Origin of the sequence: Microbacterium sp. UBA1097 (genome assembly GCF_002313585.1) — a bacterium.
In the GTDB taxonomy this organism is placed as follows: domain Bacteria; phylum Actinomycetota; class Actinomycetes; order Actinomycetales; family Microbacteriaceae; genus Microbacterium.
Genome location: NZ_DCBW01000008.1, coordinates 174,364 through 187,509, shown reverse-complemented (window position 1 = coordinate 187,509; position 13,146 = coordinate 174,364). Strand labels below are relative to the sequence as shown.

The 13,146-nt window shown below is 67.1% G+C and carries 11 protein-coding genes; 9 read left to right on the top strand and 2 right to left on the bottom strand.

Annotated features, from left to right (window positions below; genetic code table 11):
* The first annotated feature begins 12 nt into the window (after positions 1-12).
* The 8 genes from rhaS to B4F19_RS02260 all read left to right on the top strand — a co-directional run bounded on the left by rhaS (position 13) and on the right by B4F19_RS02260 (position 9,811).
* Positions 13-1,041, top strand: a complete 1,029-nt coding sequence (gene rhaS, locus B4F19_RS02295; protein ID WP_292732610.1) for a rhamnose ABC transporter substrate-binding protein — start codon at positions 13-15, stop codon at positions 1,039-1,041.
* A 55-nt stretch (positions 1,042-1,096) separates the two neighbouring features.
* On the top strand, positions 1,097-1,474 hold the full coding sequence (locus tag B4F19_RS02290; RefSeq protein WP_292732609.1) for an L-rhamnose mutarotase: 378 nt from the start codon (positions 1,097-1,099) through the stop codon (positions 1,472-1,474).
* Positions 1,471-2,637: an L-rhamnose isomerase gene (gene rhaI / locus B4F19_RS02285; protein WP_292732607.1), complete on the top strand. Its 1,167-nt coding sequence runs from the start codon at positions 1,471-1,473 to the stop codon at positions 2,635-2,637. Before B4F19_RS02290 ends, rhaI begins: the two co-directional genes overlap by 4 nt.
* A 153-nt stretch (positions 2,638-2,790) precedes the next feature.
* Positions 2,791-4,827: a bifunctional aldolase/short-chain dehydrogenase gene (locus B4F19_RS02280; RefSeq protein WP_292732605.1), complete on the top strand. Its 2,037-nt coding sequence runs from the start codon at positions 2,791-2,793 to the stop codon at positions 4,825-4,827.
* On the top strand, positions 4,824-6,323 hold the full coding sequence (locus B4F19_RS02275) for a rhamnulokinase (RefSeq protein ID WP_414683144.1): 1,500 nt from the start codon (positions 4,824-4,826) through the stop codon (positions 6,321-6,323). Before B4F19_RS02280 ends, B4F19_RS02275 begins: the two co-directional genes overlap by 4 nt.
* Entirely contained in the window at positions 6,323-7,585 is a 1,263-nt protein-coding gene (locus tag B4F19_RS02270) for an alpha-hydroxy acid oxidase (RefSeq protein ID WP_292732603.1), read from the top strand. Before B4F19_RS02275 ends, B4F19_RS02270 begins: the two co-directional genes overlap by 1 nt.
* Before the next feature lie 184 nt (positions 7,586-7,769).
* The gene (locus B4F19_RS02265; RefSeq protein WP_292732645.1) at positions 7,770-8,789 is read left to right on the top strand and encodes a DUF1852 domain-containing protein; all 1,020 of its coding nucleotides are present in this window, start codon (positions 7,770-7,772) and stop codon (positions 8,787-8,789) included.
* A complete protein-coding gene (locus B4F19_RS02260) occupies positions 8,786-9,811 on the top strand; it encodes a methionine synthase (RefSeq protein WP_292727987.1) in 1,026 nt (341 codons plus the stop codon). Before B4F19_RS02265 ends, B4F19_RS02260 begins: the two co-directional genes overlap by 4 nt.
* Before the next feature lie 141 nt (positions 9,812-9,952).
* Here B4F19_RS02260 and B4F19_RS02255 read toward each other — a convergent pair whose 3' ends face one another.
* Together B4F19_RS02255 and B4F19_RS02250 are read right to left on the bottom strand one after the other, a co-directional pair.
* Positions 9,953-10,804, bottom strand: coding sequence for an LLM class F420-dependent oxidoreductase (locus B4F19_RS02255; RefSeq protein WP_292732601.1), 852 nt, complete (start codon positions 10,802-10,804; stop codon positions 9,953-9,955).
* A gap of 73 nt (positions 10,805-10,877) precedes the next feature.
* The gene (locus B4F19_RS02250) at positions 10,878-11,750 is read right to left on the bottom strand and encodes a GTP-binding protein LepA (protein WP_292732599.1); all 873 of its coding nucleotides are present in this window, start codon (positions 11,748-11,750) and stop codon (positions 10,878-10,880) included.
* Between the two features lie 148 nt (positions 11,751-11,898).
* Here B4F19_RS02250 and B4F19_RS02245 point away from each other — a divergent pair, with 148 nt between their 5' ends.
* Complete coding sequence (locus B4F19_RS02245; protein WP_292732597.1) at positions 11,899-13,074, top strand: alcohol dehydrogenase catalytic domain-containing protein; 1,176 nt, start codon at positions 11,899-11,901, stop codon at positions 13,072-13,074.
* Positions 13,075-13,146 lie beyond the last annotated feature (72 nt).

The window sequence follows — 13,146 nt, the reverse complement described above, 5'->3', positions numbered from 1 at the left end:
AGAGGAAAAACAATGACGTTTGTACACAAGCGCATCGCGGCAGTAGCGGCAGTAGCCGTGACAGCCGCCCTCGCGCTCGGCGGTTGCGCCGCGTCCGGTGACTCCGGGGACGGTGGTGACGGTGGAGAGAACCTTTCTGTCACCTTCCTTCCCAAGAACCTCGGAAACCCCTACTTCGACACGTCCAGCGTCGGCGGTGCTGCCGCCGTCGCCGAGTTCGGCGGCACGTTCTCCGAAGTCGGCCCCGCCGAGGCGACGCCGGATGCACAGGTTTCCTACATCAACACCGCGACTCAGCAGGGCGTCGGTGCTCTGGTCGTGTCGGCCAACGACCCCGAGGCGATCTGCGATGCACTCAACGAAGCCCGGGACGCCGGCGTCAAGGTGGTCACGTTCGACTCCGACACGAACGCAGACTGCCGCGATCTGTTCGTGAACCAGGCGGATGCCGATGGCATCGCGCGGGTTCAGGTTGACCTGATCGCCGAGCAGATTGGCGGATCGGGTGAGATCGCCATCCTGTCGGCCTCGGCGAACGCCACGAACCAGAACGCCTGGATCGAGGGCATGGAGGCCTACCTCGCAGAGGCATACCCCGACATCACCCTCGTCGACATCGTGTACGGCGACGACGACGACCAGACGTCGTTCGACAAGACGGCTGCCCTGTTGCAGACCTACCCCGACCTGAAGGGCATCATCTCGCCCACCACGGTCGGTATCGCAGCAGCCGCCCGCTACATCCAGACCTCGGACTACAAGGGCGAGGTCTTCGTGACGGGGCTGGGCACACCCAACCAGATGCGCGAGTACGTCGAAGACGGAACCGTCGTGGCGTTCGCACTCTGGAACCCCGAGGAACTGGGCTACCTGTCGGCATGGGCGGCATACGCCCTCATCACCGGTGAAATCACCGGTGCCGAGGGAGACACGTTCGAGGCAGGTGAACTCGGCACCTACACCGTCGGCGCCGACAGCACGGTACTGCTCGGCGACCCGTACGTGTTCGACGCAGACAACATCGGCGACTTCGACTTCTGAGGTCGCCGCCCGGCCGGCGCGGAAGCGCCGGCCGGGCACCCACCGAAAGGACAGCATGATGCGCGTGTGCTTCCAGCTTCAGGTCAAGCCCGAGCGGCTCGACGAGTACATCGCTCGTCACACTCCGGTGTGGCCGGAGATGCTGGCCGAGATCGCGGCCGCCGGCCGGCGCAACTACTCGCTGTTCCTGGGCGAACGCGGTGAGCTTGTCGGCTACTACGAGACGGACGACGACGAGAAGGCGAGAGCGTACCTCGCTGCATCCGAGGTCGCCGCGCGGTGGGAGGCATCCATGAGTGAGTTCTTCGTCGATCTTGCAGGACGCCCCGATCAGCTCGCCAAGGTGCTTCCCGAGGTCTTCCACCTCGAAGACCAGCTACGCGCCGCTCGCCCCTCACCCCCCATCAACTCCACGGAAGGCCCCCGGTCGTGAGCACCCTGACACCCCAGATCCTCTCCATCCTCGACGCACAGGGCATCGAGCTGCCCTCGTGGGCGTTCGGAAACTCGGGGACCCGATTCCGGGTGTTCGGCACGCCGGGGACGCCGCGCGATCCCTACGAGAAGATCGCGGACGCCGCGCAGGTCAACCGCTACACCGCGCTCGCTCCGAGCGTCGCCCTGCACATCCCGTGGGACACCGTCGACTCCTACGACGACCTACGCCGCCATGCGGAAGACCTCGGCGTCGCCCTCGGCACGATCAACTCCAACACGTTCCAAGACGAGGACTACAAGTTCGGGGCACTCACCCACCACGACGACCGCATCCGCCAGAAGGCGATCGATCACCACTTCACGTGCATCGACATCATGGACGCGACCGGATCCCGCGACCTGAAGATCTGGCTCGCCGAGGGCTCGAACTACCCCGGGCAGAACGACATGCGGGCACGCCAGGACCGCCTTCAGGACTCCCTGCAGCAGATCTATGCGCGCCTCGGCGACGAGCAGCGACTCGTCCTCGAGTACAAATTCTTCGAGCCGGCGTTCTATCACACGGACGTTCCTGACTGGGGAACCTCGTACGCCCAGGTCGCCTCACTCGGCGACAAGGCGATGGTGTGCCTGGACACCGGTCACCACGCCCCGGGGACCAACATCGAATTCATCGTGATGCAGTTGCTGCGGCTCGGGAAGCTCGGCTCGTTCGACTTCAACAGCCGGTTCTACGCAGATGACGACCTCATCGTCGGCGCCGCGGACCCGTTCCAGCTGTTCCGGATCCTGTTCGAGGTGATCCGCGGCGGCGGACTGAACAACCCGGACGTCACCTTCATGCTCGACCAATGCCACAACATCGAGGACAAGATCCCCGGGCAGATCCGATCCGTGCTGAACGTGCAGGAGATGACGGCGCGGGCGCTGCTGGTCGATCGCGAGGCGCTGGATGCCGCGCAGGCGAGCAACGACGTCCTGGCGGCGAACGCCGTGTTCATGGACGCCTTCTACACCGACGTGCGCCCCGCGCTCGCGCAGTGGCGGGAGTCCCGCGGCCTCCCCGCCGACCCGATGGCCGCCTATGCGGCATCCGGCTACCAGCAGCAGATCGCCGCCGAACGCGTCGGCGGCGCACAGGCCGGCTGGGGCGCGTGAGCTGTCGCCCCCGGTTCGTTTGCCGCAACACGCCGCGCGATGCATCCATGACCGACGGATTACGGCAAGCGAAGAGCGCCACTGGCCGTGATGAGCACACCACCACTGTCCTGACGCACCTGTCCCGACGCACCTGAACAAAGGAATTCACGCATGACGAACCCCGCCGTCGCCGAGCTGATCGCGCGAAGCAATCGCCTGGGAGCCGACCCGAGGAACACGAACTACGCGGGCGGGAACACCTCGGCGAAGGGCACCGAGGTCGACCCTGTCACGGGTGAACCGGTCGAACTCCTCTGGGTCAAGGGCTCGGGTGGAGACCTCGGCACCCTCACCGAGTCGGGACTCGCGGTGTTGCGCCTGGACCGCGTCCGCGCTCTCATCGACGTCTACCCGGGCCTGGACCGCGAGGACGAGATGGTGGCGGCGTTCGACCATTGCCTGCACGGCAAGGGCGGGGCGGCCCCGTCGATCGACACCGCGATGCACGGGCTCGTGGATGCCGCCCACGTTGACCACCTGCATCCGGATTCGGGGATCGCGATCGCGACCGCCACGGATGGCGAAGAGCTGACGGCGACGATCTTCGGGGAGCGCGTGGTATGGGTGCCGTGGCGTCGCCCCGGGTTCCAGCTGGGCCTGGACATCGCGGCGATCAAGGCTCAGAACCCCCAGGCAGTCGGCTGCATTCTCGGCGGCCATGGCATCACCGCGTGGGGTGACACCTCGGATGAGGCCGAGGCGAACTCCTCCTGGATCATCGCCACCGCCGCCGCCTACATCGCCGAGCACGGCAAGACCGACCCGTTCGGCGGAGTTCGCCCCGGGTTCGAGGCGCTTCCCGAGGCGGAGCGGCGCACGAAGGCCGCGGCGCTGGCCGCCACGATCCGGGGTCTCGCCTCGACCGACAAGCCGATGGTCGGACACTTCACCGATGCCGAGGTGGTGCTCGAGTTCCTCGCCTCCGAGAAGGCTCCCGCCCTCGCAGAGCTCGGGACCAGCTGCCCAGACCACTTCCTGCGCACCAAGGTCAAGCCGATGCTGCTGGATCTGCCCGCGGATGCCTCGATCGAGGACTCCATCGCCAGGTTGACCGAGCTGCACGAGCTCTATCGCGCCGACTACCAGGCCTACTACGACGCCCACGCCACGGCGGACTCCCCCGCAATCCGCGGCGCAGATCCCCTCATCGTGCTCGTGCCCGGCGTCGGGATGTTCAGCTATGGAGCGAACAAGCAGACGGCCCGGGTAGCCGGCGAGTTCTACGTCAACGCGATCAACGTCATGCGCGGAGCCGAGTCGCTCTCGACCTATGCGCCGATCTCGGATGCCGAGAAGTTCCGCATCGAGTACTGGGCACTCGAAGAGGCCAAGCTGCAGCGGATGCCGAAGCCAAAGTCCCACCAGGGCCGCATCGCGTTCGTCACCGGCGCAGCCTCCGGGATCGGCAAGGCCATCGCCACGCGACTCGCGGCCGAGGGCGCGTGCGTCGTGGTCGCCGACCTCGACCTCGAGAAGGCGCAGGCCGCCGCCGCGGAGCTCGGCGGAGCGGATGTCGCAATCGGTGTGGCCGCGAACGTCGCCGACGAGGCTGCGGTGCAGGCCGCGATCGATCAGACCCTGCTCGCGTTCGGGGGCATCGACCTGGTCGTCAACAACGCGGGCCTGTCGCTGTCCAAGCCGCTGCTGGAGACCACCGAGAAGGACTGGGACCTGCAGCACGACGTGATGGCCAAGGGGTCTTTCCTCGTCGCGCGGACCGCCGCGAAGGCGATGATCGAGCAGGGCATGGGCGGGGACGTGGTCTACATCTCGTCGAAGAACTCCGTGTTCGCCGGGCCCAACAACATCGCGTACTCCGCCACCAAGGCCGACCAGGCCCACCAGGTGCGGCTCCTCGCTGTCGAACTCGGAGAGTTCGGCATCCGGGTCAACGGGATCAACCCTGACGGTGTCGTGCGCGGGTCGGGGATCTTCGCCTCCGGATGGGGCGCCAACCGCGCTGCGACGTACGGGGTCAAGGAAGAGGACCTCGGCCAGTTCTACGCGAACCGCACCATCCTCAAGCGCGAGGTCGTCCCCGAGAACGTCGCGGATGCCGTGTTCGTGCTCACCGGCCCCGAGCTCAGCCGCACGACCGGCCTCCACATCCCCGTCGACTCGGGCGTCGCCGCCGCGTTCCTCCGATGAGCACCGGATCCGGTACCTCCGCCGCGCGAGAGCGCGCCGCATCGGGTGCCGCCGCCGCGCGAGAGCGCGCCGCATCGGGTGTCGTCGCCGCGGTCGACCTGGGGGCGACCAGCGGGCGGGTGATGATCGGACGGGTCGGCCCCGACCTCCTTGAGGCTCACGCTGTCGCCCGTTTCCCCAACACACCCGTGCGCACGCGGGACGGCCTGCACTGGTCTGTCACGACGCTGTACGGATCGATCATCGACGGTCTACGCACCGCCGTCCGGGACTTCCCGGACCTCGGCTCGATCGGGGTCGACTCCTGGGCGGTGGACTATGCGCTGCTGCGGCAGGGTCGGATGCTCGGCGAGCCGTTCCACTACCGCGACGACCGCTCCACGCGGGGGGTGGATGCCGTGCACGGCATGTACCCGCACCGAGATCTGTTCACCCGCAACGGTCTGCAGTTCTTGCCGTTCAATACGCTCTACCAGCTGGCCTCCGAGGACCCCGCCATCCTCGGGTTCGCGGATAGCGCTCTGTTGATCCCCGACCTCATCTCGTACTGGCTGACGGGGGTCGCGAGAGTCGAGCGCACCAATGCCTCCACGACGGGGCTCCTGCGCGTGAGCGATGGGTCGTGGGACGACGAGCTGATCTCGGCTCTCCGAATCCCGCCACATCTGCTTCCCGAGCTCATCGCGCCCGGCGAGCTCATCGGCGACCTCGCCACCGACGTCATGTCTCAACTCGGCGCCGCCCGCAGTATCCCGGTCCACGCGGTGGGCTCGCACGACACGGCGTCGGCGGTCGTCGCGGTTCCCATGCAGGCGGATGCCGCGGCGTACATCTCGTGTGGAACCTGGGGGCTCGTGGGCGTCGAGGTCGAGCGTCCGGTGCTCACCGATGAGGCCCGCGAGGCGGGCTTCACGAACGAGGGGGGTGTCGATGGACGCATCCGGCTTCTCCACAACGTCATGGGTCTGTGGATTCTCACCGAGACGATCCGCGGCTGGGAGCGGTCGGGGCTTCCCGCCGATCTCGGAACGCTTCTGTCGGCGGCTGCTGCCGAGCCGGGGGACCGCCCCGTGTTCGATGTGAACGACCCGGCCTTCCTCGCTCCGGGCGATATGCCGACCCGGATCGACGCCTGGTATTCCACCCACGGCATCCCTGCCCCGTCGAGCCAGGCCGGCTACGTCCGATGCATCGTCGAGTCCCTCGCGCAGGCATTCGCGGATGCCGCGCTGACGGCGGGCAGGCTCGGAGGCGTGCCGGTGCAGACCATTCACATCGTCGGCGGCGGCGCGCTCAACGAGCTGCTCTGCCAGCGGACCGCCGATCGCGCGGGGCTTCCCGTGCTCGCCGGACCCGTGGAGGCGACAGCCCTTGGCAACATCCTCGTGCAGGCACGAGCCATCGGACTCATCGACGGATCGCTCGAGGACTTGCGGTACCGTGTGGTCAGGACACATCCCCCGCGACGATTCGCCCCCTCCGGAAGGACACCGTGATGGTGCAGCGACAGCTCCCCAAGCCCGCCGAGATCTTCGACCTGCTGAAGTTCAAGGCCCCCGAACTGGACGGTCGCAAGCGGCGCCTCCAGGCCGCGCTCACGATCGCCGACCTGCGCACGATCGCCAAGCGACGCACTCCCAAGGCGGCATTCGACTACACCGACGGTGCCGCCGAGGGAGAGCTCTCACTCTCGCGCGCACGGCAGGCGTTCGAGGACATCGAGTTCCACCCCGGGATCCTGACGCCGGCCCCGGACCTGGACACCTCGGTCGAGATCCTCGGTGGTCCGTCAGCGCTGCCGTTCGGTATCGCGCCGACCGGCTTCACGCGGCTCATGCAGACCGAGGGCGAGATCGCCGGCGCCTCGGCGGCGGGAACAGCCGGCATCCCGTTCACGCTCTCGACCCTCGGCACCACCTCGATCGAGGAGGTGAAGGCCGCAAACCCTCACGGGCGCAACTGGTTCCAGCTGTACGTGATGCGCGACCGGGAGATCTCCTATGCGCTTGCCCGCCGAGCCGCGGCATCCGGCTTCGACACGCTCATGTTCACCGTCGACACCCCGGTCGCCGGTGCGCGCCTGCGCGACAAGCGCAACGGCTTCTCGATCCCGCCGCAGCTGACCCTCGGCACGATCGTCAACGCCATTCCGCGGCCCTGGTGGTGGTACGACTTCCTCACGACTCCAAAGCTCGAGTTCGCGTCGCTCTCATCCACTGGCGGCACCGTCGGCGAGCTGCTGGATGCCGCGATGGACCCCACGATCAGTTACGAGGATCTCGCCGTCATCCGCGACCTGTGGCCCGGCAAGATCGTCGTCAAGGGCGTTCAGAACGTTGCCGACTCGGTGCGCCTGATCGACCACGGTGTCGACGGCATCATCCTCTCCAACCATGGCGGTCGGCAGCTCGACCGCGCGCCCATCCCCTTCCACCTGCTGCCGCAGGTCGTGCGGGAGGTCGGAAAGGACGCCACGGTCATGATCGACACCGGCATCATGAACGGCGCCGACATCGTGGCATCCGTCGCCCTCGGCGCGAAGTTCACGCTCATCGGCCGCGCGTACCTGTACGGCCTCATGGCCGGGGGCCGCCAGGGCGTGGATCGCACGATCGAGATCCTCCGCGCCGAGATCGAGCGCACGATGCGCCTGCTCGGGGTGTCAAGCCTTGCCGAGCTCGAACCGCGCCACGTCACGCAGCTGACGCGCCTCGTGCCGGTCGGTTCGGGCGCAGCATCCGTTCCCCTCGAGGCCTGACCGCCGCCCACCAATTCGTCACTGTGTTACGCGGCGAGTTGCACCTCGGGCGCGTAGCCGAGATGCTCGAACACATCGCAGCATGACGCGAAGCCTCGCGCCCGAGCACGTCATCGGGCACGCGCTGCGGCTCCCTGACAACTCAGCGGGCCGCCCCGGCTCGCCCGAACTCGAACGGTCTGTCATGCGTCTGACGTCTCCGCCCGTCCCTGTCTTCACTCTCGAGCGTGTCCGATTCGACGAGGACTACCGTCCTCTCGACAACACGCGCATCACCACCAACTTCGCGAACCTCGCACGCGGCGAGAACCGCAAGGAGAACCTCCGCAACGCGATCCGGATGATCGACAACCGGTTCAACGAGCTCGCAGCTAGCGACAACGAGACCGCAGACCGCTACTCGGTCGATCTCGATATCGTCTCGGTTTCGGTCGACCTCGACGAGGGCGGCGACGGCGAGCGCTTCCCGATCATCGAGGTACTGGAGACGACGATCGTCGACCACCGCACCGGTAGCCGCATCCCGGGCATCGCCGGCAACAACTTCTCGTCGTATGTGCGGGACTACGACTTCAGCGTCGTGCTCCCCGCACACAACGCCGCCGGATCCGGTTTCAGCGTCCCCGATGACTTCGGCGTGCTGCACGGAAACCTGTTCCGCAGCTTCGTGGCGTCGGATGCCTATACGCAGCACTTCGCGAAGGCTCCCGTCATCTGCCTGAGCGTCTCGAGCACCAAGACCTACCAGCGCACCGACACGCAACATCCGGTTCTGGGCGTCGAATACCGCCAGGACGAGTACTCGCTGACCGATGACTACTTCGCGAAGATGGGGATGAAGGTCCGCTACTTCATGCCACCCCGCGCTGCCGCCCCCCTGGCGTTTTACCACGTCGGGGATCTGCTCACCGACTACTCGGACCTCGAACTCGCCGCCACGATCGCAACCATGGAAACGTTCCAGAAGATCTATCGTCCCGAGATCTACAACGCCAACTCTTCGGCTCCCGCGCGGTTCCAGCCGAGCCTGAGCCAGCCCGACTATTCACTGACACGCATCGAGTACGACCGCGAGGAGCGCAGCCGCCTCGCCGTCGCGCAGGGCCGTTTCGCCCAGGAGCACTTCATCGAGCCGCACCGGGAGTCGCTGGAGCTGTGGTCGGCGCAGTTCTCCGCCCGCGAGCTGGAGGAGGCACGCGCATGACGCTCCTTCCCACCTCCACCGCGGGCAGCCTGCCGAAGCCGGCGTGGCTCGCCGAACCCGAGACGCTCTGGTCGCCCTGGAAGCTGGATGACGACATCCTCGCCGAGGGAAAGCGGGACGCGCTGCTGCTGGCGCTCTCGGACCAACAGCACGCGGGAATCGACATCGTGAGCGATGGCGAGCAGAGCCGCCAGCACTTCGTGACGACCTTCATCGAACACCTCGAGGGCGTCGATTTCGAACGCCGCGAGACGGTGCGTATCCGTGACCGTTATGACGCGTCAGTGCCCACAGTCGTCGGCGCCGTCGCTCGCAAGGCGCCGGTGTTCGTCGAGGATGCAGCCTTCGTGCGCGCCCACACCGACCGACCCGTCAAGTGGGCGCTTCCCGGGCCGATGACGATGATCGACACGCTTTACGACGCCCACTACGGCAGCCGCGAAGAGCTCGCGTGGGAGTTTGCGGGCATCCTCAATCAGGAGGCGAAGGAACTGGCAGCGGCGGGGGTCGACATCATCCAGTTCGATGAGCCCGCGTTCAACGTCTTCTTCGACGATGTCAACGACTGGGGGATTGCGGCGCTCGAGCGAGCCGCCGAGGGGGTGACCAGCGAGACCGCGGTGCACGTCTGCTACGGCTATGGCATCAAGGCCAACACCGACTGGAAGGCCTCCCTCGGGTCGGAGTGGCGCCAGTACGAGCGCATCTTCCCCCGCATCCGCGAGTCGAGCATCGACATCGTCTCGCTTGAGTGCCACCATTCCCACGTGCCGATGGACCTCATTGAGCTCATCCGCGGCAAGAAGGTCATGGTCGGGGCGATCGATGTCGCCAGCACCACGGTGGAGACGCCGGGTGAGGTTGCCGACACGCTACGGCGAGCGCTGCAGTTCGTGGATGCCGAGAACCTCTACCCCGCCACGAACTGCGGTATGGCTCCCCTGCCCCGCGGTGTCGCACGGGGAAAGCTCGCGGCCCTCACCGCGGGCGCAGCGATCGTTCGGTCGGAGCTGATCGGCTGAGCCCGGCATCCGTCTCGGGACCGCACCGCGGTCGGGTCCCATCGCCGAGGTAGGAGAAATCGCCGACGTAGGACGATGTGCGTCTGAAGCGTCCTGCCTCGGCGAGAACTCCTACCTTCGTGCGGAGGCGGAACGGGCGCGCTACACCTGCGCGGCAACGCCTGCGATCAGGTCGACGACCTTCTCAGGCTGACGGATGCCGACAGAGAAGACGTACGTCGTCGTGAAGCCCGCCTCCCCCAGCGCCCGCACCTGGTCGGCGACGCCGTCCACCGTCGATTCGGGGTTCACGCCGATCATGGCGGTCTTCTCGACGGTGTCGTAGTCGCGCCCGACATCGTCGCAGTGCGCCCGCAGCACGTCGAGCTTCCCGGTGGGCACACCAGCCAGGGCGCTCAGGTTGCAGGCATCGGCGTACTGAGCGACGAGCTTGAGGGTTTTCTTCTCGCCCCCACCGCCGATCATGAGCATCGGCTTCGTGACGTTCTGCGGCGAGTTCAGCGTGCGTCCGAGCTGCCAGATCGCCCCGTCGTAGGGCTCTTCGGACTCCGACCACATCTGCCGGCAGATCTGGATCGTCTCTTCCAGCTCGCGAAAGCGCTGCGCGACAGGTGAGAACGGGAATCCGAGGCCGACGCACTCCTGCTCGTTCCAGCCGGCGCCGATGCCGAGCCCGACGCGGCCACCCGAGAGCACGTTGAGGGTGCTCACCTGCTTGGCGAGCAGGGCCGGATGCCGATAGATGACGCCCGTGACCAAGACGTGCAGCATCGCCTTCCGCGTGTGCGCGGCAAGGAATCCCAGCGTCGCGTAGGCCTCGAGCATCTCGTGCTCGAAGGGGCCGATGCCGGGCAACTGCCAGAAGTGGTCCATGACCGTGATCCGCTGGATGCCGGCATCCTCGGCGTGCTTGACGTGCCGCGCGAGGGTCGGACCGAGCTCGGCCGGCCCGCTGTCGAAGGTGAAGTCAGCGATGTGCAGTCCGAATTGCATGTCAGCTCCGTCCCAGGTCGGATGCCGCATCCGGCCGCGCTGTCAGGTTACGACGCTGTCGGCATCCGTGGCTTCACGCGGCGTCGCCGAATCCCCGCTCACGGTAGAGGTCGATGCTTTCGCGCAGTGCCCGCATGACGTACGGCGGGAAGTCCATGCCCTGCTCGTGCGCCCACAGCAGCTGTGCTTCGATGCGGCCGACCTCGCGGGCGTACTTGTCGAGGTCGGTGTCGAAGCCCAGGGCGGTGACGACGCCGCCCATCTGCGCGCGGTAGCGGTCCTGCCCGTTCGTTCCGACGAGGTTGTAGGTCTTCTCGCGCAGGACGCGGGCGAGGTAGAGCTGCCACGGCCGCAGCGCCCCGGAGCGCACGAGTTCGGTCGCGCTCATCCGGTAGAACGCGAAATGGCCGGGTTCTTGGCGACGGATGGGCGCGATGATCGTCTCGGCGATCGCGGTCTCACCGAGCTCGGTCATCCCGCTGTGGATCGTGTTGTAGGCGAGCACCGCCTGCCGCTCGGTGCTGGCGCCGGTCAGGTAGTAGAGCAGCCGCGCGATGTCTTGGATCGCGGAGAAGTGTGCGAGCGCGCCCATGATCCGCATCTTGTACGACACGTCGAGCACGGGCTCCGCGGCGGCACGCCCGAGGTCCTGCTGCAGCCGATCGAGGATCAGACCGTGCTGAATCTCCTGGGGCTGCCACACGTCGGCGTAGAACATCCGGTCGACCTCGCTGACATCGGGCAACAGCACGAGCAGTTCGAGCACGTTGCGGTCGACCTCGAGCTCGACCCGCGCGAGGTAGTCGATGACGTGTCCGTACCGCTCGGCCACGGCACGCGGGTCACGGATGCCGCGGTCGACGGAGTCCAGTTCGATCGGCGGATGCTCCTCGCCGAGCCTCTGGACGTGCTCGAGTATCCGCTGGGACGTCACCGGCTCAGCCATGCATCCATCATGCGGGACACTCCGCGGCCGTGGGGCCGTACCTCGGCTTTCCCAACCCGGCAAGCCCCTCGGCGGGCGTGTGACTGCGACCTAGCGTCGGCTCCACGGACAACGAACGCTGTCTGGACGACGACGAGAGGATGCACCGATGAAGGCATTGACCTGGCAGGGTAGGCGGGAACTGAGTGTCGACGAGGTTCCCGATCCGCGCATCGAGGCACCGACCGACGCAATCGTGCAGATCACCTCGACCGCGATCTGCGGCTCCGACCTGCACCTGTATGAGCTGCTCGGGCCGTTCATCGACCGGGGCGACATCCTGGGCCACGAACCGATGGGCGTCGTCGTGGCGGTGGGCGATGAGGTCACGCAGCTGGCGGTCGGCGACCGGGTCGTGGTGCCCTTCACCATCTCCTGTGGCCACTGCTTCATGTGCCGCCGGGGTCTGCAGTCGCAGTGCGAGACAACGCAGGTGACCGAGTACAACAGCGGAGCTGCCCTGTTCGGCTACACGAAGCTCTACGGTCAGGTTCCTGGGGGTCAGGCGGAGTACCTGCGGGTTCCGCTGGCCGACTACAACCACATCCGGGTCGGCTCCGAGCTCCCCGATGACCGGTACCTCTTTCTCAGCGACATCCTCCCCACCGCGTGGCAGGGCGTGGAGTACGCCGCCGTGCCCGACGGTGGCACCCTCGTGGTCATGGGACTGGGTCCGGTCGGCCAGTTCGCGGCCAGGGTCGGGGTCCATCGCGGCTACCGCGTGCTCGCTGTCGACCCTGTTGCCGAGCGGCGCGCCATGGCGGAGCGCCACGGCGTGCTGACGTACGACCTCGACGATGACGTCGTGGCACTCCTGCGGGATCTCACCGAGGGGCGAGGCGCGGATGCCGTGGTCGATGCTGTCGGAATGGAGGCTCACGGCGACTCCGTCGTGGAGTTCGCCCAGCACGCCACGGGCCTGTTGCCCGATCCCGTGGCCCGGGCCTTCATGCAGAAGGCAGGGATGGACCGGCTCGCATCGGCCTACGCATCCATCGATGTCGTCCGCCGGGGCGGCACCGTCTCGCTCTCGGGTGTGTACGCGGGAGACGCCGACATCCTGCCGATGAAGACGATGTTCGACAAGCAGCTGTCACTGCGGATGGGTCAGTGCAACGTGAAGCGCTGGACCGACGATCTGCTTCCGCTCGTCGAGGACCCGCAAGACCCGCTGGGCGTCATGGACCTCGTCACCCATCGCGCACCCCTCTCGGACGCTCCCGCGCTCTACGAGACGTTCCAGAAGAAGGACGACGGATGCATCAAGGTCGTGCTCGAGCCGTGACCCGGGCGGGCGCGCCCGCACTGCGCTCGCCCGAGATGCGACGAGCCACCGGCCTCCGATGTCACCGCGCAC

Bases quoted from the DNA above. Each gene is read 5' to 3' on its own strand.
- rhaS (WP_292732610.1), top strand. From the start codon at position 13: ATGACGTTTGTACACAAGCGCATCGCGGCAGTAGCGGCAGTAGCCGTG.
- B4F19_RS02290 (WP_292732609.1), top strand. From the start codon at position 1,097: ATGATGCGCGTGTGCTTCCAGCTTCAGGTCAAGCCCGAGCGGCTCGAC.
- B4F19_RS02280 (WP_292732605.1), top strand. From the start codon at position 2,791: ATGACGAACCCCGCCGTCGCCGAGCTGATCGCGCGAAGCAATCGCCTG.
- B4F19_RS02275 (WP_414683144.1), top strand. From the start codon at position 4,824: ATGAGCACCGGATCCGGTACCTCCGCCGCGCGAGAGCGCGCCGCATCG.
- B4F19_RS02270 (WP_292732603.1), top strand. From the start codon at position 6,323: ATGGTGCAGCGACAGCTCCCCAAGCCCGCCGAGATCTTCGACCTGCTG.
- B4F19_RS02265 (WP_292732645.1), top strand. From the start codon at position 7,770: ATGCGTCTGACGTCTCCGCCCGTCCCTGTCTTCACTCTCGAGCGTGTC.
- B4F19_RS02260 (WP_292727987.1), top strand. From the start codon at position 8,786: ATGACGCTCCTTCCCACCTCCACCGCGGGCAGCCTGCCGAAGCCGGCG.
- B4F19_RS02255 (WP_292732601.1), bottom strand. From the start codon at position 10,804: ATGCAATTCGGACTGCACATCGCTGACTTCACCTTCGACAGCGGGCCG.
- B4F19_RS02250 (WP_292732599.1), bottom strand. From the start codon at position 11,750: ATGGCTGAGCCGGTGACGTCCCAGCGGATACTCGAGCACGTCCAGAGG.
- B4F19_RS02245 (WP_292732597.1), top strand. From the start codon at position 11,899: ATGAAGGCATTGACCTGGCAGGGTAGGCGGGAACTGAGTGTCGACGAG.